Consider the following 25,293-nt stretch of genomic DNA (forward strand, 5'->3'; position numbering starts at 1 on the left):
GGTTCCGCTTTCGCGGCTGCGCTTCTCGTAGGCACACGCCGGGTAGGCACACTGTTCGCAGGGACACTCGACAGAAGGAGGCGATCATGACCGACGAGGTCGATGAAGAGACGCCGATCTTCGCGATCGCGGCGGCGGCGGAGCTGTCGGGCCTGCATCCGCAGACCCTTCGGCAGTACGACCGTCTCGGGCTCGTGGTGCCGGGGCGCACGCAGGGAGGGTCGCGCCGGTACTCCCTCCGTCACGTCAAGCAGTTGCGTGAGGTGGCCGCCCTCTCGGCCGAGGGCATGAGCCTTCCCGCGATCTCCCGGATCATCGAGCTCGAGAACCAGGTGCGCACGCTCCGTCGGCACGTCGACGACCTCGAGCAGCGCCTCCGCGACGAGGTGGATCAGCGCCGCGGTGCCCGCGTCTTCGCCGCTGGTGCCACCGGTTCGGTCGTCACCCTCCGGCATGGCACCCGCGTGCGGCGTGCCACCGAGGTCGTCGTCTGGCGCCCGCCGCTGGAAGAGTAGCCCGGCCCGTCCGGACGCGTTCGCGGCTTCCCGTGTCACCCTGTCCGTCGTGCACAACGGCGGACGTGAGAAGCGACACGCGGGTGCGCGACGCGTGCGGTCCGGCGTGTCGGCCCGCGGATCCGCCATTGTGCACGGGCGGCGCTGTGCACCGGCGGCGCTGTGCACGGGCGGCGCTGTGCACGGGCCGGGGCGACGGGGCCCGGGTGTCAGGAGGCGGTGTCGTCCAGGGGATCGACGAAGAACCGGAGGGCGGCGCCCTGGCGGAACGGTTCGACGATTTCGAGGTTCTCGTAGGCGACACCGCCGGGGATCGGCGACGCGCTCGCCCAGTACGCCCAGCGCCCATTCACCTGCGCCACGAGGGCCGGGTGCGGGTCGTCGACGCGCCATCCCTGCCTGGCGCGACGCCCTTCGAAACGCCAGTGCGCGTGGGTGTCGTCAGCGTAGGTCACCGAGAGCGGATCACGCTCGTCGCCCGTCGCCGTGACGACGGCGGCGTTGCCGTCCCGCGCGAGGAGAGGCAGCGGGAACCGGGCGTGCTCGGTGAAGTCGGTGCGCGTGAAGCCGGGCCACAGCTCGCGTGGATGCACGACACGGTCGGCCAAGTGGAGCTCGCGGAGCCGAGCCCAGTTGCCCATCGTCGCCGTGAGGACGAGGTGGGCGAGGGGCACCGAGCTGTCGCGCGCGAACCCGGCGAGCTCGACCTCGTGTGGGCGGTCGGCGCGGAGGCGCACGCGTACCGCGACGTCCGCGCCGTTGTCGAAGCGCTCGACGCCCACCCACACGGTCAGGCGCGGGTTCCCGTCGACCTCGTCGATCACTCCCGACGCCGGCGCGGACGGGTCGCCGGGAACGGCGGCGTCCTCGAACGTGTTCGCCGACCACAGCCGTTTGCCGGCCTGACCGGGGTCGAGCGTGCTCGGCTCGAGTTCCGAGAACCCGCGCGCGGTGGCGCCGTCGGGGATGGGCTCGATCGCGACGAAGTTGATGAGCCGCTCGTGCGGGTGGTCGAGGTACGGCGTGAAGATCCGAAGCAGCCCGCGCGGCCCGGGAGTGGGAGGGAGGCCCACCTGCAGCGCGCCGGGCAGTCCCCAGCGCGGCTCGTCTCCCAGGCCGCGGCGGGGGCGGATCCACTCGGCAGAGGTGGGCGGGGGGAGGGTCGGTTCTGTCGACGGTGACATGTCGCTCCGAGGGCCAGGAATCATGGAATCGATTTCATGCTAGCGTGCCCGCATGCGGATGCACGAGCAGTTCCTCGGTGGCCCGACGTCCCGCCCGCCCCGGCGGTCGCGACCGCATCCTCGGCGGTGGTGGGCCTCGGCGGGAGGGGTCGCGCTGGCGGTGGCGATCAGTGCCTGCGCCCCATCCCCAGACGACCCGACACCGATGCATGCAGACCTCGATGCCCCGTTCGTCTTGACCGGAGTGAGCGGGGTCACCCAGATCGCCCAGCTGACCGGACCGGACGGGATCAACGACACTCCGGCGGCCGGAGTCGCCGGCACCGATCTCGGCTGGATGCTGGCCGCCGGCGACCGCACGCTGTTCGTGTTCGGCGACACCTTCGGCGATCGAGCGCCCGACGCAGTGGGAGCACAGGGCGGCTTTTGGCGGTCGAATGTGTCGGCATGGACGACCGACGACGACCCGTCCGACGGCATCACGTTCGATGGCTGGGCGCCCGCCGACGACCTCGGGCTCGCGGAGGCGCTGGTCGAGGGCGAGCACGATGCCAACGACGGAACCGGCGAGGTGACGAAGATCCCCACGGGCGGCTTCGCCGTGGGCGAGGCGCTCTATCTCTCGTACATGTCGGTGTCGTTCTGGGGAGAGCCCGGCGCCTGGGAGGCGGCCTACGCGGGCCTTGCCCGATCGATCGACGGCGGGCGTTCGTGGGAGCCTCTCGCGGCGCCTCGCTGGGCGGGCACCTCGAACTTCGTGCAGGTGGCGAGCGCCCTCGTCTCCGAGGACGGTGCGGACTACGTGTATCTCTGGGGCATCCCCGCCGGGCGCTTCGGCGACGTGCAGCTGATGCGGGTGCGGGCATCGACGGCAGCGGTGGAGGACCCCTCGGCGTACGAGTACTTCGCCGGCGCGGACGAGGAGGGCGGGGCCCGGTGGTCGCCCGACGAGGCAGCCGCCGAGACCGTCCTGGCGGGCACGATCGGCGAGCTGTCGGTGATGTGGTCGAGCTACCTCGAGCGGTGGGTGATGACCTACTCGGATGGGGGCAGTGCCTACATCCGCGAGGGGTTGTCTCCGTGGGGTCCGTGGGGTGAGCCGATCCAGATCGCCGCGCCGTCGGACTACCCCGGGCTCTATGCGCCGTACCTCCATCCGCGTTACGTCGACGACGGGGGTCGCCGGCTCTACTTCACGATGTCGCTCTGGGGGCCGTACAACGTGTTCTGGTTCTCCCTCGACCTCGAACGCGCGGACTGATCCGCCGGGCACTCGGGTGACTGCCAGGAACGGCAATTGCGCTTGAAATCGATTTCGCCTATGGTGGCTTTCGACGAGGTCGACGGCGATCCGCCCGACATACCCGCCTCGGCACCGCATCGACAGCGATGCCGGACACAGCAACGACGCATGGGCGCGTCGAGTTCCTGAGGAGGAGCGAATGTACACAAGGAAGGCTCGGCTCGCGGCGGCGTTCGTCGCCACGGTCGCGGCAGGCACGCTGCTGGCCGGGTGCGCCGGAGGAAACCCCGGCGACACCGGCTCCGACGGCGTCACCACCATCCAGTTCTGGCACCGCACGTTCACGCCGGCCGAGAACGAGTGGTACGCCGGCATCGTGAAGAAGTTCAACGCCGCGCAGGACAAGGTGAAGGTCGTCGACACCGAGGTGCCCGCCGACGCGTGGGACCAGAAGATGAAGGCCGCGCAGGCCGCCGGCAAGGCGCCCGACATCTACACGCACTCCGGGTCCATCCAAGACGCCGTGAACGCGGGACAGCTCCACGAGCTGAACGGCATCGTCTCCGACGACGCGCTCGGCCAGATCATCGACGCGGCCAAGCCCGTCTCGGCGATCGGTGACACCTATTACGCCTACCCGCTGCTGCTGGAACCCCAGACCGTGCTGTTCTGGAACAAGGACATGGTCAGCGCCGCGGGATTGGACGCCGAGAAGGGTCCCGCCACCTGGGACGAGCTGCTCGCCGCGTGCGCCGCGATCCAGCCGACCCTCGACAAGGGCCAGTACTGCATCTCCCCGGCCAGTGACGCCGTCACCTTCGCGTGGTCGACGGTCGGGCAGCAGTTCAACTTCTCCGGGCACACGGCCCTCACCGACGACTGGACCGCGCCGAACATCAACGACGCGGGCTACGCCGACCTCATGGCCAACTACAAGAAGCTCTGGGACAACGGCTACATGCCCAAGCAGGCGCTCGCCGCCTATGTCGAGGGCAAGGACTTCGGTGAGAAGAAGGTCGCCTTCAAGGTGTCCGGCTCGTGGATGATGTCGGAGATCGGCTCCGACTACCCCGACCTGCTCGCCAAGACCGGCATCGGGGCCTTCCCCGACGCCACGGGCTCGACCGGTCGCACCGCCACCACTCTCGGCAACTTCAAGTGGGTCGTCGACGCCAAGTCGAAGAACGCCGACGCCGCCGGCGCCTTCCTGGAGTGGGCGATCGCCGGTGACCCGCAGAACGTCGTGCCCTTCTTCGTCGACACGCAGTTCACGAAGGTGCCGGTGCGTACCTCCGTGCAGGACGCCGTGGCCGCCAGTGACGAGGCCGCCGATGCACCGTGGTCGGGTGTCATCGTCAACGACATCGCCCCGACCGCCATCCCTGAGCCGACCTACCCGTGGGATGTCTCCCTGGCCGTCGGAACGGCGATGGAGTCGGTCATGAAGGGTGCCGCCACACCCGAAGCCGCCGTCAAGACGGCCGAGGACGCGATCGCCAAGGTGATCCAGCAGCAGGACCTTCCCAGCAAGGCACCGAAGAACTAGCGTCTGACGGGTTCGGGGGCCGGTGCGCCGGCCCCCGAACCGCAACGACTCACGGATGGGGTGACAGATGACCGGGACGCAGCAGGTGGCGACGCCCGCCGCCGAGGTGGCGCTCATGCCCGCGACGCGCACGGGCCGGCGGCGCACGGCGAGGCCGGTGCGGCCGCCGCGGCGCGACGGCAGGATCGCCTACCTGATGATCCTTCCCGCCGTCGTCATGCTCGGGATCTTCGTGATCTGGCCGGCCGTCTACGCGGCCTTCCTCTCCTTCCAGGAGTGGAGCTTCTACAAGGACCCGGAGTTCGTCGGCTGGCGCAACTACGTCAATGTCCTGACCGACCCGCTGTTCTGGGCCTCGATCGGTCGCGGCTTCGCGTTCGTCGCGATGACCGTGCCGGTCATGCTCGTCCTCGCGTTCCTCTTCGCGAGTCTCGTCGTGGCGGTCTCCCGCCGCTTCGCCAGCCTGCTGAAGGTGAGCATCTACATTCCGACGATCATCTCGGCCGTCATCGCCTCGATCGTCTTCGCGCTCATCTACGACTATTCCGGGGGACTCCTCAACGCGCTCCTGGCGACCTTCGGCATCGACCCGGTGGCCTGGATCGGCGACCCGTCGTGGGCGCTGCTGGCGATCGCCGTGCCGGCCATCTGGCTCGGCATGGGCCTGACCTCGCTCATCATGGTCGCCGGCATGGTCGACATCCCCGGCGAGTACTACGAGGCGGCCGCGATGGAGGGTGCCAACTGGTGGCAGAAGACCTTCTTCATCACCATCCCGCAGCTGAAGAACATCCTGCTGTACCTCCTGATCACCGGCTTCGTCGCCGCGATCCAGCAATTCGAGCTGCCCCTCGTCATGACCCAGGGCGGGCCGCTCGATTCGACCACTCTGCCGAACCTCTTCATCTTCAATCACTTCCGCAACGACATCAACGCGGGCTACTCGATCGCCGCGGCACTCCTGCTGTTCGTGGTGCTGGGAAGCGTGTCGGCGCTCGTGTTCAAGTTCGTGAACTCCGAAAGGCTGGTGGACTGACATGGCCGTCGTCACCGACGTCGCCCGCGACAGCGCCCCCGCCGCGGCGCCCGTCCGTCGCCGCCCGCAGCGCACCGGCAGCTGGTGGTTCTACGCCATCGGCAAGGGGGTGGTCGGGGCGGTCTTCGTGCTCCTGGCGCTGTTCCCGCTCGCGTGGATGGTGATCGCGGGCTTCAAGACCCGCACCGAAGTCGTCGCCACTCCGTTCCAGTTCTTCCCCGAGGTGTGGAAGTGGGAGAACTACGTCCAGATCCTCGCCGATCCGACCTTCGCCTGGACGATGACGTGGACGTTCTTCGGCGCCGTCCTGTTCACCCTCCTCTCCCTGAGCGTCAACTCCTTGGCCGCCTACGCGTTCGCCCGGCTCGAGTTCCGCTTCAAGCGCACGCTGTGGGTCACGATCATCACGACGATGTTCATCCCGGGGATGACGATCCTGCTCACGAGCTTCATCGTCGTCACCCGGCTGGGGATGCTCGACAGTCTCGCCGTGCTGGTGCTCCCCGGGGCCGCGAGCGCCGCGACGATCTTCTTCATCCGCCAGTTCTACCTGAGCATCCCGTCGAGCCTCGAGGAGGCGGCGATGCTCGACGGCTGCGGGCGGTTCGCGATCTTCTGGCGCCTGTTCCTCCCGCTCTCCAAGCCGCCGTTCGTCGTGATGGGGATCACGTCGTTCCTCGCGTACTGGAACTCGTACGTGTGGCCGATCCTCACCATCACGAGCCCGGAGCGGTTCGTCGTGCAGCAGTACCTCGCGACCTTCCGGTCCGAGCGGGCGAGCGAGCTGGGGCTGCTGATGGCGGGGTCGACCCTCGCCGCGGCGCCGGTGATCATCCTCTTCCTCATCTTCCAGCGTCAGATCATCGGCAACATCAAGATGGCCGGTCTGAAGTAGCCGGACTCCGTCGGCGGTTCCCGGGGTGGCCGGGGTTGTGCGACGTGGCGTGGCGGTTCCGGGACGTGGCGGTGCGGGACGGTGGCGGTGCGGTAGCCGGGACGGTGCGGCGGCGGGACGGTGGCGGTGCGGTAGCCGGGACGGTGGCGGTGCGGTAGCCGGGACGGTGCGGCGGCGGGACGGTGGCGGTGCGGTAGCCGGGCACCCGGATCTGTACCCGGAACACAACGGCGGACTACGCGCCGCGACACCCCGGTGGAGGGTGGATTCCACCGGGGGGTCGTGCGTCTGATCCGCCGTTGTGCCCCGGGGAGCGCCCGGCGCGTGCTCAGCCCGGCGCCCGCGAGCCCGGATCCAGTCCGCGCCACCCCCCCAACCCGGCACTGGCACCGGCTCCCGGCCGCGGCCCGGCACCGGCACCCGCCCACCGGCGCCCGACACAATGGCGGACCGCGGATGGCGACACCCCGGTGGAGGGTGGATTCCACCGGGGTGTCGTGTGTTTGATCCGCCGTTGTGCTCCGGAGCGTCCCGCGCCTGCCTCAGCCCGGCATCCGCGGCCGCGAGCATGGATCCAGTCCGCGCCGCCCCACCCCGGCCGCCCGACACAATGGCGGACGGCGCATGGCGACACCCCGGTGGAGGGTGGGTTCCACCGGGGTGTCGTGTGTTTGATCCGCCGTTGTGCTCCGGAGCGTCCCCGGAGCCGCGCCTGGCGGGAGGCCGCTCAGCGCCGGACGACCGCCACGTCGTCCACCTGCAGCCAGATGTCACCGCTGTTGGTCCAGACCCCGGCGAACACCTGCACGGTGTCGCGCGAACCGCTCGAGAAGTCGACCGTGAGCTTGGTCCACGGCCCGACCGAGACGAAGTTCGCCTCGGAGATCACCTCGCCTCCGGTCGATCTCACCCCGAAGAAGCCGGCATCGCTGTTGACCGAGGTGCGCACCCACCCGGTGAGGCGGTAGTTCGTCTTCGGTGTCACCGCCACGTTCTGCCAGATGTTGCGCCACCCCGTGTTGTAGCGGACGAAGGCGTTGTGATCGCCGCTGAAGGAGCTCGCCGGCGCCTCGTCGATCCCGCAGTTGGGTGAGCACGCCCAGGTGCCGTCGGTGCCGTCGCCGATCGCGTCGGCCCGCTCGAAGCTGGGGTTGGTGACGAGATTCGGATTGACGATGCGGCCGCTGCGGTCGATCTGCATCCGCATGAGGTACACGTTGTACGGGCTCCACTGCGACATCGCGAAGTACAGCTCGCCGTTCGAGCTCCACGGGTGGAAGTACCCGCCGTACAGGCCCGGATAGTCCGCGGAACTCGCGACCGTCTGCGGCGCGGTCCAGGGGCCCTGCGGGGTCTTCGAGGTGCGCAGGACGATGTCCTCGCCCGAGAGGGTCATCAGGAGGAACCGCTTGCTGTAGGCGTCGTACTGCACCGACAGCTCGCTCACGGGCGCGTCGATGATCGGCCGGGCGTCGGCCTCGCGAGAGCTCCACGACCGCCCGTTCCAGTAGCGATACGACTTCTTGTCGAGCAGCTTGCGCTCGGGAACGCGGGCGAGGGAGGCGGGGCCATTGCGTCCGTTCTGGGTGCCGAACACGTAGACGTATCCACCCTTGCGCGCATAGGCCTGCATCTGGAACGGATCGTCGCCGGCGGCGTTGTTCTGCCAGCGGGTGTCGGAGACGGTCCAGTTCTCACCGTTGTCGTCGGAGTAGGCGATTCCCGCGTAGTTGGTGTCCCAGTAGCCGGGATCGCCCCACTGCTTCACCGACATGAACGACAGATACTGACGCCCCCTCACCGAGATGCCCGCGGTCGGGATCGTCGTCATCTCATCGCCGTTGACCTTCTTCGACGGGATGATCTCCTTCGCCGCGCCGGAGGGGGTCTGCGGTGCGCTCTCGAACAGCATGCCGTCGGCCAGGGTGCGGTCGCTCGAGCGGAGCAGCACGTTGCTGCGCCAGTGCCCGTTGGCCGGAGCGCCGCCGCCCGGACCGGTCCACGCATTGCCGAACGTGTCGCCGAAAGCGGCGAGCACCGATCCGGCGCCGTTGTCCCACATGATCCCGAGGTCGGTGCCCTTGATGTCCCACCGGCCCCACGTGTTGTTGGGCGCGTCGGGGCCTGTCATCTTCTCGACGATCGTCGCCGGGGTGCGGGCCTGGGTGGCCAGCGCCGGCCCAGCGGCCGTCACGCTCGCCGCCAGGACGAGGCCCCCGATCGCGGCGGCCCCGATCCATCTTCTGTGGTGCGTCATTGCACTCTCCTTCTGGTGTCGGCCCGCCGGGCGGCGGGCACGGTCGACCCCGGCGACGCCGCCACGGGCGCCTCGGGCACTCCTCGCTCGCCTCGGGCCCGCTCCGGGGAGCGGTGGGCGCGCATCGTCTGATCGGTCGGGAGAGGTTCGGGACGCGGGGCCGTTCAGTCCTGCGGCGCGCGCGGAGGCGTGGCTCCGATGTCGGGAACCGGGGCGGTTCCTAGGTGAACCTCCAGATCGTCGGCCGTCGGCGTCTTCGGTCGCCGCGCCGTGGGGCGGTCGAGGTAGAACAGGGCGGTGGAGGCGATGTCGTCGCGCAGCGGCAGGTATCGCCAGCCGCTGCGCCACCCGAGTGCCTGGATGTCGACCTTGGGCAGGCCCGTTGCGAAGTGGATGGGATCCAGCAGGTGCCATCGGTACATCCCGAACCGCTGCTGCGACACGTACAGTCCGTCGGGGCGGATCACCTGCGGCATTCCCAGGTAGGGCGTGGAGAACTCGGTGTAGCCCTTGCCGGGGATGTCGAAGTTCCACGCGCCGCCGAAGTAGTCCTCGGTGCCCGTGCCACAGATGGTGGGGTAGTCGGTGTCGTCGTCGAGGTAGAACTTGATCTCACCCTCGCCCCACCACCCGTTGGAATTGACCCCCCAGGCGATGTAGGTGCCCACGTACTGTCCCTGGCCTTCGACGCCCTCGACGATCGTGTGGGGGACGAGCTCCTCCAGCGGATTCGAGCGTCGCCACTGCGCGTGGAAGTAGCCGTCGTTCGTGTAGTCGCCGCCGGTCTCGTACGTGATCTGGTAGTAGACGCGGACATCGACCACCGACGTGTTCTCGACGGTGAGACGCGCGCCGGTGCGAAACGGCATCGGCCAGTAGGAGTTGAACCCGCCGTGCGGATTCGCGGCGATGGTCTGCGAGTTCACCTGCGCGAAGACGCCCCAGCCGTTGCAGAAGAAGTCGCCGTAGGGCACCTCGACGGCCGGTTCCTCGGCACCGTCCCAGTAGGCCCGCAGCAGCAGGGTGCGCCAGTTGTCGGTGTGGGTCGTGATCCAGATGTGGGTGATCTTCCCGCCGCCGGCGATGTTCGCGAGCTCGAACGTCTCACCCGCCTTGATGTCGACACTGGGCGAGATCTTCCACCCCGGACCGAGATCGCGCGCGCAGGAGGCTCCGGTGCCCTCGGTCGCGCGTCCGCCGCCACCGGCAGAGCCGTCGAAGTTCTCGGGCGAGATCGAGCGGGTCTGCACCGTGCGCAAGGCTGAGAGCGAGGACAGATCGGAGTTCGGTGTCGTGGTCATGACGTGCACATCCTTGTTGCGAAGCGGGTGGGATTCCACGATCAGGCACCGGTCGAGCCGCCACAATATCTGGAATCGATTTCAACAGTGTTGCAGCACACTGTAGGGTGGCCTGACCGGCAATGTCAACGCGGGCCGGCGCAGGGTGCAGGTGGGTGAGATGGCCACGATCTACGAAGTCGCGCGCGCCGCCGGGGTGTCCCCGGCGACGGTGTCCCGGGTCTTCAACGGGATGGGCGTCTCGGAGGAGAAGACGCGCGCCGTGCGCGAAGCCGCCCGCCAGCTGAAGTTCTCGCCGAACCGGACCGCGCGCACACTGCGCAAGCAGGAGTCCGAGGTCATCGCCCTCGTGATCCCCGACATCGAGAACCCGTACTTCACCGAGCTGGCCCGGGGCGTGGAAGACGTCGCGCAGAGCGCGGGCTACTCGGTCGTGCTCTGCAACACCGACTCGCAGCTGGAGAAGGAGGCCACCTACCTCCAGATCGCCATCTCCGAGCACATGGCGGGGGTCATCCTCGCCGCCGCGAGCGACCACACGAATCTCGACGACCTCCTGGCGGCGGGGCGTCCGGTCGTTGCCGTCGACCGCGGCACGGGCTACGACATCGACGGCGTGGTCATGGCCAACCGCACGGCGGGACAGGCGGCGACCGAGAACCTCGTGCAGGCCGGGTACCGGCGGATCGCGTGCATCACGGGTCCGCAGGAGATCGAGACGGCGTACGAGCGCGCCCAGGGGTGGCAGACGGTCATCGCGCGGAGTTTTCCCGAGGCGGATCCCACCGAACTTCTGCGCTACTCGAGCTTCCGCGTCGACGGCGGCCGCGCGGTGATGGAGGAGCTCCTCGCCCTTCCCGAGCCGCCTGATGCGATCGTCGCCGCCAACAACCTCCTCGGCGTCGGCGCCATCCAGGTGCTCACCGAGCACGGACTCACCCCGCCGAAGATCGGCGTCGCGGTGGTGGGTTCGCTGCCCTACACGACCCTGTCGCCGTCGGCCGTCACGGTGGTGCGTCTTCCCGCACGGCACATGGGAGTGACCGCGGCGAAGCTGCTTCTGGAGCGGATCGCCGGCGACGATCAGCCCGCGCGGACGGTCGTGCTCCGCAACGAGATGCAGCCGGCGCGTCTCGTCGAATCGAACTGACGGCCACCGCGCCCGATTCCGTCTCGTGCGGTTGTAGATGAAATCGATTTCGTCTAGAGTTGCCTCGTTCAGAACGTCACCGGATCGAAGGGGATGCCGTGTCTGTGTCCTGCACCCTCGGCGTCGATATCGGCACCTCGAGCACGAAGGCCGTGCTCGTCGACGAGACGGGAACGATCGTCGCGTCGGCCTCGCGCGCCCATGGCGTGGACCGCCCCCGCCCCGGCTGGGTGGAGATGGATGCCGGGGTGTGGTGGGACGAGTTCGTCGGCCTGGCCCGTGAGGTCTGCGACGCGCGCCCCGACGCCCGCGTCACGGCCGTCGGCGTCAGCGGCATGGGCCCCTGCGTGCTCCTCGCCGATGCCGACGACGTCCCGGTGCGCCCGGCGATCCTCTACGGCGTGGACACGCGCGCGGGCGCCCAGATCGCCCGCATGACCCGTGAGCTCGGTGCCGACGAGATCGTGCGGGTCGGCGGATCTCCGCTGTCCACGCAGGCGGCGGGGCCGAAGCTGCTCTGGGTCGCCGACGAGGAGCCCGCCGTCTTCGCCCGAGCCCGGCGCCTGTTCATGCCGGCGTCATGGCTCGTGCGACGCCTCACCGGGGCCTACGTGCTCGACCATCAGTCGGCCAGCCAGAGCTGGCCCCTCTACGACATCGAGGGCGAATGCTGGCGCGAGGAGTGGTGGGACCGCTACGCGCCCGGCATCCAACGCCCCCGCCTCGGCTGGGCGTCGGAGGTGGCCGGCGCCGTCACCGCCGACGCGGCTCAGGCGACCGGCCTTCCCGCAGGCACCCCGGTGACGGTGGGCACGATCGATGCCTGGAGTGAAGCGGTGAGTGTCGGCGCCCATGGTCCGGGCGACCTCATGCTGATGTACGGCACCACGATGTTCCTCATCGCCACGGGAGAGGAGACGTTGCGGACACCCTCCATGTGGACGACGGCGGGCGTCTACCCCGGCACGCGCAACCTTGCGGGCGGCCTTGCGACCTCGGGCGCGCTCACGTCGTGGATCGCCGAGCTCTCCGGCGCCGACTACGCCACTCTCCTCGAAGAGGCGGCGGCGTCGGGAGTGGGCGCGCGCGGTCTGCTCGCGCTCCCGTACTTCGCCGGCGAGCGCACTCCGATCCTCGACCCCGACGCGCGCGGCGTGTTCGCCGGGCTGACCCTCAGCCACGGGCGGGGTGACCTCTACCGCGCGGTCCTGGAGGCGACGGCCCTCGGGGTCCGGCACAACGTCGCCACGATGCGCGACGCGGGAGCGGACATCCGTCGCGTCGTCGCCGTCGGCGGCGGCACGCAGGGGGCGCTCTGGCTGCAGATCGTCTCGGACGCGACGGGTCTCGTCCAAGAGGTGCCGCGCGTGACGGTCGGGGCGAGCTACGGCGCCGCTTTCCTCGCGGCGGGCGCCGTGAGTTCCGAGCCTCCCCTCATCGAGGAGTGGAACCCCGTCGCCTCCACCGTCACTCCGGCTCGCGACGCCGCGGCCGACTACGACGCCCTGTTCGACCTGTATCTGCGGCTCTACGCCGGGACGAGAGACGTCGTCCACGCGCTCGCCGACCGCCAACGCGCCACTGCTTTCCAGGAGAGATCATGACCGCCCGTCCCCGCCGCGCCCGCGGAATCCCCCACACCGCGGAGCGTGCCGCGTTCCCGCTCGGCGGGATCGGCACGGGGAACGTCTCGCTCGGCGCGCGGGGGGAGTTCCGCGACTGGGAACTGGAGAACCTGCCCGACAAGGGGCGGCTGAATCCGTACTCGTTCTTCGCCATCCACGCAGCTCCGGAGGGCGGCGAGGCCGTGACCCGCGTGCTGGAGGCGCAGGCCACCGGACGGCACGACTGGGACGCGGGCTACGGGTTCGACCGCCTGGCTGGGCTGCCGCGGCTGGCCGGGGCCGCCCTCTATGGGGAGTACCCCGTCGTCGACATCGACTTCCACGACGAGGTGCTGCCCGTCGAGGTCTCGCTCCACGCGTTCACGCCTCTCGTCCCGCTCGACGCCGACGCCTCGGGCATCCCCGGGGCGGTGCTCCGCTACCGCGTCACCAATCCGGGAGCGGTGCCCGTGCACGTCACCATTGCGGGCTCCCTCTCGCACACCGCGGGCCGTGGTGAGGGTCCCTTCGGCATGCGCGCTGCGCAGACGGTGCGGTGGCGGGAGGAGCGGCGGGAAGACGGCCCGACCGTTCGCGGTCTCGACTTCGGCATCGACCTCCCGGCCGACGACCCGGGCTACGGCACGCTCAGCCTCACCACGACCGACTCCGCCACGACCGCGAAACCGCAGTGGGTGACCGGGTTCTGGCCGGACGGTCCGCGCCTGTTCTGGAACGACTTCCGCGACGACGGATTGCTGAGCCCCGAACCGCGGCTGACCCTCGAAGACCGCCCGCGGGGGCTGTTCGCCGAGTCGGCGCCTCCCGAGGCTCGCCCCCTCACCGAGGAGGAGCTGTTCGCGACGCTCCCGCGCCTGCGGACAGGGAGCCTCGGGATCGTCCACGAGCTCGCGCCCGGCGAGTCGCGGGACTTCTCCTTCGTCCTGTCGTGGAGCTTCCCGAATCGTCGGCGCGGCTGGGCGGGGCACATCGTGTTCGCCGATCCGCATCTCGACCAGACGGTGCGCAACCACTACGCGACGCTGTGGGAGGACGCCTGGGCGGCCGGCGCGCATCTGCATCGCCACCTCCCGGCGCTGGAGGCGGCGACCGACGCGTTCGTGGAGGCCCTCTACGGGGGCGATCTGGATCCGGTCTTCGCCGACGCGGTGGGCGCCAACATCGCCACCGTGCGCTCGACGACCGGGTTCGTGGTCGAGAGCCCGACACCGGAGCTCGGTGAGGGCCCGGTGTTCGCGGCGTGGGAGGGATCGTTCGACCACGCCGGATCGTGCGAGGGCACCTGCACCCATGTGTGGTCATACGCGCAGACGGTCGCCTGGCTCTTCCCCTCCCTGGAGCGCAGTGCCCGCCGAGTGGAGTTCCTCCTCGAGACCGATGACGACGGCGCCCAGAAGTTCCGCTCCAATCGCGTGTTCGGGGGTCCGTCGTGGTTCATGGGGCCCGCCGTGGACGGACAGCTCGGCACCTTCCTGCGCCTTCACCGCGAATGGCGGTTCTCCGGCGACGACGACTTCCTGCGCGAGTCGTGGCCGGCTGCCGCGCGCACGCTCGACCACGCGGTGCGGGAATGGGCGCGGGGTGACGCCCTCCTCAGCGGCGAGCTCCACAACACGTACGACATCGAGTTCCACGGGACCGAACCGCTCGCGAACGGCATGTTCATCGCCGCTCTGCGCGCGGGGGCACGGATGGCCGCGCACCTGGGCGAGCACGAGCGGGCCGGGGAATGGCAGGCTCGCGCGTCGGCCGCCGCCGCGGCGATGGATGAGCGGCTGTGGAACGGCGAGTACTACCGGCAGGTGATCGACGACGTCGATGCCCACCGCTATCAGTACGGCGACGGCGTGCTCTCCGACCAGCTGCTCGGCCAGTTCCAGGCGCGCCTGAACGGACTCGGCGACATCGTGCCGCCCGAGCGCGTGCGCAGCGCCCTCAGTGCGGTCGTCACGCACAACTTCCGCTCCGATCTCACCGATCACGAGAGCACTCAGCGCGTGTATGCGCTCGGCCACGAAGGCGGCCTGTTGCTGGCCTCGTGGCCACGGGGAGGCCGCCCCGCGATCCCCTTCGTGTACTCCGACGAGGTGTGGACGGGGATCGAGCACCAGGTGGCCACCTCCCTCGCGTACGCGGGGCTCGTCGACGACGCCCAGCGCGTGGAGACTGCCCTCCGCTCGCGCTACGACGGCACGGTCCGCAACCCCTGGAACGAGATCGAGTGCGGCAACCACTACGCCCGGTCCCTCGCCTCGTGGGGGCTCCTCCTCGCCGCCAGCGGCGCGCAGTGGGACGCCCCGTCGCGCACGCTCTCGTTCGATCCCGTCCGCGACGGCAGCTACCTCTTCACCACCGACACGGCCTGGGGCCGCGCCGTCATCGACGCCGACACCCTGACGCTCCACGTCGACGGCGGCGCGCTGAACGTCGACCGGCTCCTTCTGCGGGGAGACCCGGTGCCCCTCACGGCATCGTCCGCCACCCCGCCCGCACGCCTCACACCACAGGAGACACCATGACCTACGTCCTTCCCGCCCCCACCGAGCGCCCCGCCCTCGCGCCGAAGACGGCGTACCTGATCGCCTCCGGAGACCTCCGCGAGTCGGCCAATGCCGCCGGCTGGCCGACGCAGGTGGAGCTCGAAGCCGCGGTCACCCGCGTCCTGGAGGAGTTCGGGTGGACGGTGGTGCGCGCCAACGGCGTGAACCCCGAGACCGGCCACGGCTTCATCTCCAGCCAGCGCATGGGGCTCGAGGTGTTCACGAGCATCCCCGTCGACGCGCCTCTCATCGTCGCCGAGGCCGTCTGGCAGTACTCCCACCACGTGCTCGCGGGGCTGCGCACCCACCGGGGACCGATCCTCACCGTCGCCAACTTCGCGGGGGACTGGCCCGGGCTCGTCGGCCTGCTGGGACTCAACGCCGGCATGACCAAGATGGGCAAGGACTACGCCACCATCTGGTCGGTCGACTTCACCGATGACTGGGCCCGTGAGGGGCTCCGCGAGTGGACCGAGACCGGCCGCATCACGCACGACACGTCGCACGTGCGCCCGCTCCCCGCGCTGCCGGAGACCCCCGAGGTCGCTCTCGGGCGAGCCCTGGGCGACCAGCTCCTGGCGGACAAGGCGATCATCGGCGTCTTCGACGAGGGGTGCATGGGCATGTACAACGCCATCTTCGACGACGAACTGCTCAACCAGACGGGCATCTACAAGGAGCGGCTGTCGCAGTCGGCGCTGTACGCCGAGATGCTGAACGTGACCGAGGAGGAGGCCGACGCGGCCTACGAGTGGCTGACCGGCCGCGGCATGACCTTCCGCTACGGCGAGGATCCCGCCACCGAGCTCACCCGGGAACAAGTGCAGTGGCAGCTGAAGATGTACATCGCCGCGCTGCGCATCGCCGACGACTTCGGGCTCGACGCCGTCGGCATCCAGTACCAGCAGGGGCTCAAGGACCTCGTGCCCGCGTCCGACCTCGCCGAGGGGATCCTCAACTCCACCGAACGTCCGCCCGTGCTCTCGCGTGACGGCGAGCGCGAGCTGTTCGCCGGACGCGCCTTCCCGCACTTCAACGAGGCCGACGAGGGCGTCGCGGTCGACGCGCTCGTCACCGACCGCGTGTGGCGCGCCATGGGCCTCGTGCCCGACAACACGCTGCACGACGTGCGGTGGGGCGAGCAGTACGGCGACGACTTCGTCTGGGTGTACGAGATCTCGGGATCCGTCCCCGCCTCCCACCTCGGCGGCTGGGACAAGGCGGAGGGCTGGCGTCAAGGCCACGTCTTCTTCCCCGCCGGCGGGTCGACGATCAACGGCGTGAGCAAGCCCGGTGAGGTGGTGCTGTCGCGTGTGTTCATCGCCCAGGGCGTGTTGCAGGCCGACATCTTCCGGGCCTCGGTGATCGAGCTCCCGGCCGAGGAGACGCAGCGCCGCAAGGACGCGACCAACCCCGAATGGCCGATCGCGCACGTGGTGCTGCACGGCGTGAGCCGCGATCAGTTCATGGCGCGGCACAAGGCCAACCATGCACAGCTCGTCTACGCCCCCGACGCCGAGACGGCCGACAAGGCGCTCGCCGCCAAGGCCGCCATGTTCGACCGCATGGGCATCCGGGTCAACCTCGTGGGCGACGTCGCGCTCTGACCCCGGTCGGCGCGGCGGGCGGGCGGCGAGGCGGCGCGCGGCGGGCGGCGGGGCGGCGGGCACAACGGCGGATGGGCCGCGCGACACGCCGTGCCCGCCGGAGCCGTGACGGCGTGTCGCCCTCCCCGGTCCGCCGTTGTGTCCCGGAGAGGGCGCCCGGGGCGGGACCGGGTCGCGGCCGGGGCGGGGAGCCTCGCTCAGGCGGGGTCGATGCGCAGCGTGGAGGGTGACTCGGACAGCGGGACGTCCTCGATCAGCCGCAGCGAACGGGCGAGGTCGTCGACCGCGCCGATCACGGTCCCGAAGCGTTCCCGGTCCGCACACACGGCGGTGACCGTCACGAAGTGGGTTCCGGTGTCCCAGGTGTAGGTGGCGAACGGGGGAGGAGTGGAGCCGTCGGGGCGCCGCGGCGGCAACGGCAGCGGCAGCTTCTCGCCCATGCCCAGGAACGTGCCGCGGAAGGACTCCGTGTCGTCGTACTCCATGGGCATCATGGCTCGCGCCGTGCGCAGTTGCGGCGTCGCCTCCTGCACCTGCGCCATGACCACGAGCAGCTCGGGATCGTCCTTCCACATCCACACGAGGATCCGGCCGGCCGCTCGCCGCATGATCGCGGGCGCCGCCTGGCTCATCGCCCAGGCCGCGACGGAGCTGCCGGGGCGGGCCTGCGCGCCCAGCGCCGCATTCGTCTGGCTCAGCAGCATGCGGATCGCCTTCTTCCGGGCGCGGCGCCCGGCGAAGCCGAAGGACCCGGTGACGGGAACCCAGCGGGAGCGGTCGGTGTCGGCTTCCAGACGTGCCATTCCTCCAGCGTACGTTCGCTGTTAGCATCCCTCCATGCGCCTCCTCACCCCCCGGGGGGCCGTCGCTGTGCTCCTCACCTCCGCTCTGCTCGCCGCGACGCCCGTCGTCACCGCCGCCGCTGCTCCGTCGCGCCCTGCGGCGGTGGGCCTGGTCACCTTCATCAACGCCTCGCTGACCCCGACCGGCGCCACCCTCAGCGTGGACTGGGCCGACGTCCCGGGCGCGAAGAAGTACGAGGTGTTCGCTTCCACGTCCTATGACGGCGTGTTGGCCAAGCAGACGCCCAACGTCACGGTCGAGTCCTCGCGCGCGACGATTCCCCGCCTCCTCACCGGGCGCAACTACTACGTGCAGGTGCGTGCGGTCTCGGACGGCGGAACCGGCCCCAAGTCGTGGCGCGTGGGACACGGCACGATGGTCGGCGAAGCGAAGCTCTCCGCATCGACGCCCCGATACCGGGCGGTCAGCTGGAACATCTGCTCGTACGCGTGCTCGAACTTCTCGAAGCGCCAGAAGACGATCAACAGTCGGATCGTCGAGCTGAAGCCCGACGTCGTCGCGCTCCAGGAGGCCTCGCGCTACTCCACGGCGCCGAAGGGATACCGCTTCGCCGTCGAGGAGCAGAACGCGATCCTGCTGCGCTCGGGGCAGTTCACCGCCGTCAAGAAGAACTCCGCGGGGGCCACGAGCGGGATGAAGCGCTTCGCGAAGAAGGTCGCCACCCCCGGCCGCGGTGTCGCATGGGCAGCCGTCAAGCACAAGTCCGGGAAGTATGCCGTGGTCTTCAGCGTGCATCTCCTGGCCGGCACTTCGTCGAAGGCTGTCGCGCAGCGCGAGTACGAGGCCGGGAAGCTGTCCTCCTTCATCACGTCGACGCTGAAGGGGCTGAGGAAGTCGCACGGAAAACTCACCGACTGGACCAAGGCACCCGTCCTGGTGCTCGGCGACTTCAATACACACAAGGGCCGCACCAACGACGACACCATGAAGGTGCTCAACGGCAAGGGCTGGTACGACGGCTTCGATCAGGCGCGTCGCCTGGTGCGTCAGCATCACAACACCGCGAACCCGGACTGGCAGCGCACGCCGCTGGTCGGCATCCGCTGGGGGTCGCACGTGGACAAGGTGATCGTGCGCCCGTCGCGCTCCGTCGTCTACCGCTGGGAGAGCGCGGGCAAGATCGTCAACGGCAAGTACGCCGCTCCCCTCCCCTCGGATCACAACCCGCTCGTGGTCGAAGTGGGCCTGAAGTAGCCGACGCTCCGCGCGCACCCGGGCCCGTCGGGGGCCCTCCGGTAGACTTTGGGCGGCGTGAACGCGACCGCGTTCCGCCGCAGCCGCAGAGATTGGCCCCGTATCCCGTGACCGAAACCGCGACGCCTGCCGACGATGTGCTCCGCGATCGACCTCCCTTGACCATCGTCATGGCCGCCGACACGTTCGCGCCCGATGTCAATGGCGCGGCGCGTTTCGCCGAGCGCCTGTCGGCCGGACTCGCCGCACGAGGCCACGACGTGCACGTCGTGACGCCCAGTGTCGGGCACCGCAACCACGGGGTGTTCACGGAGAACATCGAGGGCCAGGACCTCACCGTCCACCGCCTCCCCGGGTGGCGCTGGTACCCGCACGACTGGCTGCGCTTCGCCTGGCCGTGGCGGAGCAAGCACTACGCCCGCAAGATCCTCTCGTCGGTACAGCCCGACGTCGTCCACAGCCAGTCCCACATCGTGATCGGCCGCGGGATGACGCGCATCGCCCACCAGCGCGGGATCCCGGTGATCGCCACCAACCACGTCATGGCGGAGAACGTCCTCGACTTCACGACCCTGCCGCCCGTGCTCGACAAGATCGTCGTGAAGCTCGCGTGGGACGACGCCAAGCGCACCTTCCAGATGTCGCGGGCCGTGACCACCCCCACGCGACGCGCCGCCGAGTTCCTCGAGAAGACGATCGACATCACGGGCGTCATCCCCGTCAGCTGCGGTATCGCCAAGCGCAACTACACCCCCGACCTCACCCCCCGCACGCATCACCGTGTGCTGTTCGTGGGCCGGCTCACCACGGAGAAGCACGTGGAGGTCACTCTCGGCGCGGTGGCGAAGCTCGCGCCGGAACTGCCCGAGATCACCTTCGACATCGTCGGCGGCGGCGACCAGCGCCGGAACCTCGAGCAGGCGGCACAGCGCCTCGGGATCGCGGACCGGGTGAGGTTCCACGGGCGCGCCTCCGAAGAGGAGCTGCGGGCGGCGTACACGAAGGCGGACGTGTTCGCCATCGCGTCGGTCGCCGAGTTGCAGTCGATCGCCACGATGGAGGCGATGGCGTCGGGCCTTCCGATCGTCGCCGCGAACGCGGTGGCTCTTCCGCACCTCGTCCACGACGGCGAGAACGGCTACCTCTTCGAGCCGGGCAACGTCGACGACCTGGCCGACAAGCTGCGCCGGGTGCTCACGGCGTCGCCCGAGGAGTACCTGCGCATGCAGCAGGCTTCGCTCGACGGCGTCGAGATCCACGACATCGAGAAGACCCTCGACACCTTCGAGAAGCTGTACCGCGGCGAACCCGTGTGAGCCCGCGGTGACCCGGCTCTTCTTCGACGCGCGTTACATCCGCACCGGCTTCCACGACGGCATCAGCCGCTACTCCGCGGAACTGGCCGCGGCGGTGGCAGCCAGCGCGCCGGGGCGCGGGGTGGAGGTGACCTTCCTCGTCTTCGACGACGACCAGCGTCGCCTTCTCCCGGAGGGGGCGTCCACGCTGACGATCGGAGCGCCGACGGCACTCGGTGAGCCGTTGCGTGCGCGAGAGCTCAACCGGCACCGCCCCGACGTCGTCTTCTCCCCGATGCAGACGATCGGCACGCTCGGTCGCCGCTACCGGCAGATCCTCACCCTCCACGACACGATCTACTACCGTCACCGCACGCCGCCCCGCGACCTCCCGTGGTTCGTGCGACTCGGGTGGCGCCTGTTCCACCTCTCCTACGTGCCGCAGCGACTGACGCTGAACGCTGCCGACGTCGTCGCGACCGTCAGCGAGACCAGCGCACGTCAGTTCGCCGAGGTCCGGCTGACGCGCAGGCCCGTCGTGGTGATCCCCAATGCGCCGCAGCGGCTGGCCGAGCTGCTCCCGGCGCCGGCGGAGGTGGTCGCCGGGTCGCAGAACCTCGTCTACATGGGCTCATTCATGCCGTACAAGAACGTGGAGACGTTGGTGCGGGCGATGGCAGAGCTTCCCGGGCGCACGCTGCACCTGCTGTCGCGCATCTCCCCGACGCGCCGCTCCGAGCTCGAGGCCCTCGTGCCGGCCGGGGCATCCGTGGTGTTCCACGGTGGTGTGACCGACGAGGAGTACGCGCGGCTCCTCGCCGATCGCGCCGTGCTGGTCTCGGCATCGCTCGACGAGGGATACGGGCTCCCGCTCGCCGAGGCGCTGGCGCTCGGGGTTCCCGCCGTCGTCACCGACATGCCGATCTTCCGCGAGGTCGCGGGCGGCGGCGCGCTCTACGCTCCCGGCACCGATGCGGCCGCCTTCGCCGCCGCCGTGCGGGAGCTCGATGATCCGCAGGTGCACGCCCGGGTGGTCGCGGCGGGGGCGGCGCACATCGCGCGCTTCTCCTGGACGCGCTCGGCCGACATCCTGCTCGACACGGTCGCCTCGCTCGCCTGAGTGCCGCGGCGCGCCGCAGCCGAGGTCAGGTCGCCGACGCGTGCCAAAAGCAGGCTGAACCGCCGTCTTCGGCGGTTCGTGGCGCCGATAACGGCATCGAGCCTGCTTTTGGCACGCGGTGCGACGGTGACCGGCGGGCTTCCGTTCGGTCGGAGGGTGCGCGGGAGGGCCGGAGGCGGGGTGCGAGGGCCGGGGGCGTGGCGCGGGGTGCGGGTCGGGGTCAGGGGAGGCGGGTGCGGTCGGTCGGGATGCGACGGTAACCGTCGGTCCACACGATGCGGACGGTGCCGATGGCGCCGGCCACGGCGAGGACGGCGAACAGGATCAGGAGCAACATGGCAGAAACGCTACGCACGATGGAATTGCGCCACCAGTGGCAGGACTGCGCATAAGAGTAGGATTCCTGCCATGCGCACCGTGGCCCTGATCGTCCTCCCCGGATTCGCGCCGTTCGAGTTCGGGCTGGCCTGTGAGGCGTTCGGCCTCGACCGCTCCGACGACGGCATTCCCAACTTCGACTTCCGGATCGTCACGCCCGATCCCGGAGCCGTGCCGAGCAACATCGCCTTCTCGATCAACATCGATCGCGACCTGACGTTCGCCGATGAAGCCGACCTCGTCGTCGTCGCGCCCATCCCGCGGGAGAGCTGGGGGCACGTGGATGAGCGCGTGCTCGCGGTGGTGCGTCGTGCCGTGGAGCGCGGGGCCTGGGTGCTGACCGTCTGCAGCGGATCGTTCGTCGTCGCCGCCGCCGGGGTGCTCAGCGGACGACGGGCCACGACGCATTGGCGGTACGCCGAGACGATGTCGACGATGTATCCCGACATCGACGTCGACCCCCACGTCCTCTACGTGCAGGACGGTCGGATCATCACGAGTGCGGGAACCGCGGCGGGCATCGATGCGTGCCTGCACCTGCTGCGGATCGAGATCGGGGCGGAGCTCACCAACAAGATCGCGCGGCGCATGGTGGTGCCACCGCAACGCGACGGCGGCCAGGCGCAGTTCATCGACAAGCCCCTCCCGGTCACCGCGTCGCTCTCCCTCGCGCCCGTCACCGACTGGATCCTGCAGAACCTCCGCCTGGAGATGTCGGTGGACCAGCTCGCCGCGCGCGCACACATGTCACCGCGGACGTTCGCCCGCAGGTTCAAGGCGGACTTCGGAACCACGCCGGCTGCCTGGCTGGGGCGACAGCGGATCCTGCACGCGCAGCGCTTACTGGAACAGACCGACCTCGGGCTCGACGCCATCGCGTACGAGTGCGGGTTCGGCTCGGCCGCGGTCCTCCGCCAGAACTTCTCCCGCGCCCTCGGTACCACCCCGACGGCCTACCGGGCGCGGTTCACGTGCGCCGAGCCCGTCGCCGAGGAACCGCTCGCGTCCTGATTCCTGGGGCGCCCCTCCTCATCCGCGGCCCAAGGTGATAAACTTGAGCCATGGCGACTCAAGTTTGATGCGCCGCAGATTTCAGGAGACACCATGAACGCACAACCCGCACCCGGGCAGGAGGACCAGAAGAGCGCCCTCGAACAGTTCGGGATCAACCTCACCGACCGGGCTCGGCAGGGAAAGCTCGACCCCGTCATCGGACGCGACAGTGAGATCCGTCGTGTCAGCCAGGTCCTCACCCGCCGCACGAAGAATAACCCCGTGCTGATCGGTGAGCCCGGCGTCGGCAAGACGGCCGTCGTCGAGGGGCTCGCCCAGCGCATCGTCGCGGGTGACGTGGCCGAGTCGCTCAAGAACAAGGAGCTCGTCACCCTCGACATCTCCGCTCTCGTCGCGGGAGCGATGTACCGCGGCCAGTTCGAGGAACGGCTCAAGAGCGTGCTGAAGGAGATCACCGAGTCCGACGGGCGGATCATCACCTTCATCGACGAGCTGCACGTGCTGATGGGAGCCGGCGGCGGCGAGGGGTCGGTCGCGGCGTCCAACATGCTCAAGCCCATGCTCGCCCGCGGCGAGCTGCGGCTGATCGGCGCGACGACGCTCGACGAGTACCGCGAGTTCATCGAGAAGGACGCGGCGCTGGAGCGCCGCTTCCAGCAGGTATACGTCGGCGAGCCGTCGGTGGAGGACACGATCGCGATCCTCCGCGGACTCAAGGGGCGCTACGAAGCCCACCACGGCGTCACGATCAGCGACGGTGCGCTCGTCGCTGCGGCCGCGCTGTCCAACCGCTACATCCCCTCCCGTCAGCTGCCCGACAAGGCGATCGACCTGATCGACGAGGCGATGAGCCGTCTCAAGATGGAGATCGACTCGAGCCCCGTCGAGATCGACCAGCTGCGCCGCCAGGTCGACCGCATGCGGCTCGAAGACCTCGCCCTCAAAAAGGAGAAGGACGACGCCTCCAAGGAACGTCGCGCGAAGCTGCGCGAGCAGATGGATGCCGCCGAAGCCGAACTACGCGTGCTCGAAGCGCGCTGGGAGCGCGAGCGGGCGGGTCTCAACCGCGTCGGTGAGCTGAAGAAGCAGCTGGACCAGGCGACCACCGACCTCGAGCGTGCGATTCGCGAGGCCGACTACGCGCGGGCGTCCAAACTCCAGTACGAGACGATCAAGCGCCTCGAACGCGAGCTCGCCGACGCCGAGCGGGCCGAAGCGAACCCCGCCGAGGAGCGGATGGTGAACGAACAGGTGACCGACGAGGACATCGCCGCCGTCATCGCCGCGTGGACCGGTATCCCCGTGGGCCGCCTCTTGCAGGGCGAGAGCGAGAAGCTCGTGCATCTGGAGGCCGAGCTCGGCAAGCGGCTGATCGGGCAGAAGGACGCCGTCAAGGCCGTCTCCGATGCGGTGCGACGTTCGCGTGCCGGCATCAGTGATCCGCAGCGTCCGACCGGCTCGTTCCTCTTCCTCGGACCGACCGGCGTCGGCAAGACCGAGCTCGCCAAGGCGCTCGCGGAGTTCCTGTTCGACGACGAGCGCGCCATGGTACGCATCGACATGAGCGAGTACGGCGAGAAGCACTCCGTCGCGCGGCTCGTGGGGGCCCCTCCCGGATACATCGGTTACGAGCAGGGAGGACAGCTGACCGAGGCCGTCCGGCGCCGCCCCTACTCGGTGGTGCTGCTCGACGAGGTCGAGAAGGCGCACCCGGAGGTGTTCGACATCCTGCTCCAGGTGCTCGACGACGGGCGCTTGACCGACGGGCAGGGGCGCACGGTCGACTTCACCAACACGATCCTCGTGCTCACGAGCAACCTCGGATCGCCCATCCTCATCGACCCGACGTTGTCGACGGAGGTGAAGCGGGAGCAGGTCATGGCGCTCGTCCGACAGGCGTTCCGACCGGAGTTCCTGAACCGGCTCGACGACGTCGTCATGTTCCAGGCCCTGAGCGAGGACGACCTCGCCCAGATCGTGGAGCTGTCGGTCGACGCGCTGCAGCGCAGGCTGAAGGACCGCCGCCTCACGCTCGCCGTGACCCCCGATGCCCGCGCGTGGCTCGCCGAACGCGGGTATGACCCGCTCTTCGGGGCCCGTCCGCTGCGCCGGCTCATCCAGTCGGAGATCCAGGACCGCCTCGCCATGGCCCTGCTGTCGGGCGGCGTGCACGACGGTGACGTCGTGCGTGTCGATGTGGCGGCGGACGGTTCGGCGCTCGTGCTGACCAGTGCCGGTGCTCCGCCGAGTGGCGACGCGGACGGTGACGACGACGTGATCGAGGCCGAACTCCTCGACGACTGATTGTTCGGCGGCGGGGGTGACTTCGTCCGGCAGAGGACGCGACCGTCGACGTGCCAAAAGCAGGCTGAGACGGGTCTGGTGGCCGAATCCGGCGGGGTGGGGTTCGGTTCGGCCTGCTTTCGGCCCGGATCGGCGAGCCGGAGTGGGGCTGGCTGGGCGCGGCGCGGCCCGGTACGCGGCGGGGCGGGTGCGGGCGGGCGCGGGCGGGCCGGTGCGGCGCGGCCT

18 protein-coding genes are annotated in these 25,293 nt (G+C 69.7%); 14 read left to right on the top strand and 4 right to left on the bottom strand.

What is annotated here, in order from left to right; all coding sequences use genetic code 11:
- The first annotated feature begins 86 nt into the window (after positions 1–86).
- Positions 87–515 (top strand): heat shock protein transcriptional repressor HspR, encoded by a 429-nt coding sequence (locus AVP41_RS14145; RefSeq protein WP_067165668.1) that lies wholly within the window; start codon positions 87–89, stop codon positions 513–515.
- Between the two features lie 209 nt (positions 516–724).
- Here AVP41_RS14145 and AVP41_RS14150 read toward each other — a convergent pair whose 3' ends face one another.
- Positions 725–1,699, bottom strand: coding sequence for a hypothetical protein (locus tag AVP41_RS14150; RefSeq protein ID WP_067165670.1), 975 nt, complete (start codon positions 1,697–1,699; stop codon positions 725–727).
- 205 nt (positions 1,700–1,904) lie between these two features.
- On the opposite strand from AVP41_RS14150, the gene AVP41_RS14155 reads away from it, so the two are divergent.
- The 4 genes from AVP41_RS14155 to AVP41_RS14170 all read left to right on the top strand — a co-directional run bounded on the left by AVP41_RS14155 (position 1,905) and on the right by AVP41_RS14170 (position 6,419).
- On the top strand, positions 1,905–2,960 hold the full coding sequence (locus AVP41_RS14155; protein ID WP_231902766.1) for a DUF4185 domain-containing protein: 1,056 nt from the start codon (positions 1,905–1,907) through the stop codon (positions 2,958–2,960).
- Positions 2,961–3,141: 181 nt separating this feature from the next.
- Positions 3,142–4,488 (top strand): ABC transporter substrate-binding protein, encoded by a 1,347-nt coding sequence (locus AVP41_RS14160; RefSeq protein WP_067165674.1) that lies wholly within the window; start codon positions 3,142–3,144, stop codon positions 4,486–4,488.
- 67 nt (positions 4,489–4,555) lie between these two features.
- Positions 4,556–5,524, top strand: a complete 969-nt coding sequence (locus tag AVP41_RS14165) for a carbohydrate ABC transporter permease (protein ID WP_231902767.1) — start codon at positions 4,556–4,558, stop codon at positions 5,522–5,524.
- Between the two features lies 1 nt (position 5,525).
- Entirely contained in the window at positions 5,526–6,419 is an 894-nt protein-coding gene (locus tag AVP41_RS14170) for a carbohydrate ABC transporter permease (protein WP_067165677.1), read from the top strand.
- A 727-nt stretch (positions 6,420–7,146) separates the two neighbouring features.
- Here AVP41_RS14170 and AVP41_RS14175 read toward each other — a convergent pair.
- Positions 7,147–8,676 (bottom strand): DUF4185 domain-containing protein, encoded by a 1,530-nt coding sequence (locus AVP41_RS14175; RefSeq protein ID WP_067165680.1) that lies wholly within the window; start codon positions 8,674–8,676, stop codon positions 7,147–7,149.
- Positions 8,677–8,840: 164 nt separating this feature from the next.
- On the bottom strand, positions 8,841–9,977 hold the full coding sequence (locus tag AVP41_RS14180) for a glycoside hydrolase family 172 protein (RefSeq protein WP_067166070.1): 1,137 nt from the start codon (positions 9,975–9,977) through the stop codon (positions 8,841–8,843).
- Positions 9,978–10,137: 160 nt separating this feature from the next.
- On the opposite strand from AVP41_RS14180, the gene AVP41_RS14185 reads away from it, so the two are divergent.
- From AVP41_RS14185 to AVP41_RS14200, 4 genes are all read left to right on the top strand, one after another.
- A complete protein-coding gene (locus AVP41_RS14185) occupies positions 10,138–11,127 on the top strand; it encodes a LacI family DNA-binding transcriptional regulator (RefSeq protein WP_067165684.1) in 990 nt (329 codons plus the stop codon).
- Positions 11,128–11,225: 98 nt separating this feature from the next.
- Positions 11,226–12,731, top strand: coding sequence for an FGGY-family carbohydrate kinase (locus AVP41_RS14190; protein ID WP_331709396.1), 1,506 nt, complete (start codon positions 11,226–11,228; stop codon positions 12,729–12,731).
- Positions 12,728–15,271: a GH116 family glycosyl-hydrolase gene (locus AVP41_RS14195; protein ID WP_067165688.1), complete on the top strand. Its 2,544-nt coding sequence runs from the start codon at positions 12,728–12,730 to the stop codon at positions 15,269–15,271. Before AVP41_RS14190 ends, AVP41_RS14195 begins: the two co-directional genes overlap by 4 nt.
- A complete protein-coding gene (locus AVP41_RS14200) occupies positions 15,268–16,899 on the top strand; it encodes a fucose isomerase (RefSeq protein WP_067165692.1) in 1,632 nt (543 codons plus the stop codon). The genes AVP41_RS14195 and AVP41_RS14200 overlap by 4 nt, the downstream gene beginning before the upstream one ends.
- A 197-nt stretch (positions 16,900–17,096) precedes the next feature.
- Here AVP41_RS14200 and AVP41_RS14205 read toward each other — a convergent pair whose 3' ends face one another.
- Entirely contained in the window at positions 17,097–17,702 is a 606-nt protein-coding gene (locus AVP41_RS14205) for a hypothetical protein (protein ID WP_067165695.1), read from the bottom strand.
- 34 nt (positions 17,703–17,736) lie between these two features.
- On the opposite strand from AVP41_RS14205, the gene AVP41_RS14210 reads away from it, so the two are divergent.
- The 5 genes from AVP41_RS14210 (at position 17,737) to AVP41_RS14230 (ending at position 25,068) form a co-directional block, all read left to right on the top strand.
- Entirely contained in the window at positions 17,737–18,957 is a 1,221-nt protein-coding gene (locus AVP41_RS14210; RefSeq protein ID WP_067165698.1) for an endonuclease/exonuclease/phosphatase family protein, read from the top strand.
- A 107-nt stretch (positions 18,958–19,064) separates the two neighbouring features.
- Positions 19,065–20,273, top strand: a complete 1,209-nt coding sequence (locus AVP41_RS14215; RefSeq protein ID WP_067165701.1) for a glycosyltransferase — start codon at positions 19,065–19,067, stop codon at positions 20,271–20,273.
- 7 nt (positions 20,274–20,280) lie between these two features.
- Positions 20,281–21,372 carry a glycosyltransferase family 4 protein gene (locus AVP41_RS14220; RefSeq protein WP_067165703.1) on the top strand — a complete coding sequence of 364 codons (1,092 nt, stop codon included), beginning with the start codon at positions 20,281–20,283 and terminating at the stop codon, positions 21,370–21,372.
- Positions 21,373–21,780: 408 nt separating this feature from the next.
- Positions 21,781–22,761 carry a GlxA family transcriptional regulator gene (locus AVP41_RS14225; RefSeq protein WP_067165706.1) on the top strand — a complete coding sequence of 327 codons (981 nt, stop codon included), beginning with the start codon at positions 21,781–21,783 and terminating at the stop codon, positions 22,759–22,761.
- 93 nt (positions 22,762–22,854) lie between these two features.
- Positions 22,855–25,068, top strand: coding sequence for an ATP-dependent Clp protease ATP-binding subunit (locus AVP41_RS14230; RefSeq protein ID WP_082829237.1), 2,214 nt, complete (start codon positions 22,855–22,857; stop codon positions 25,066–25,068).
- The last annotated feature ends 225 nt before the right edge of the window (positions 25,069–25,293 follow it).

It is taken from the genome of Microbacterium sp. TNHR37B (assembly GCF_001620065.1).
In the GTDB taxonomy this organism is placed as follows: domain Bacteria; phylum Actinomycetota; class Actinomycetes; order Actinomycetales; family Microbacteriaceae; genus Microbacterium.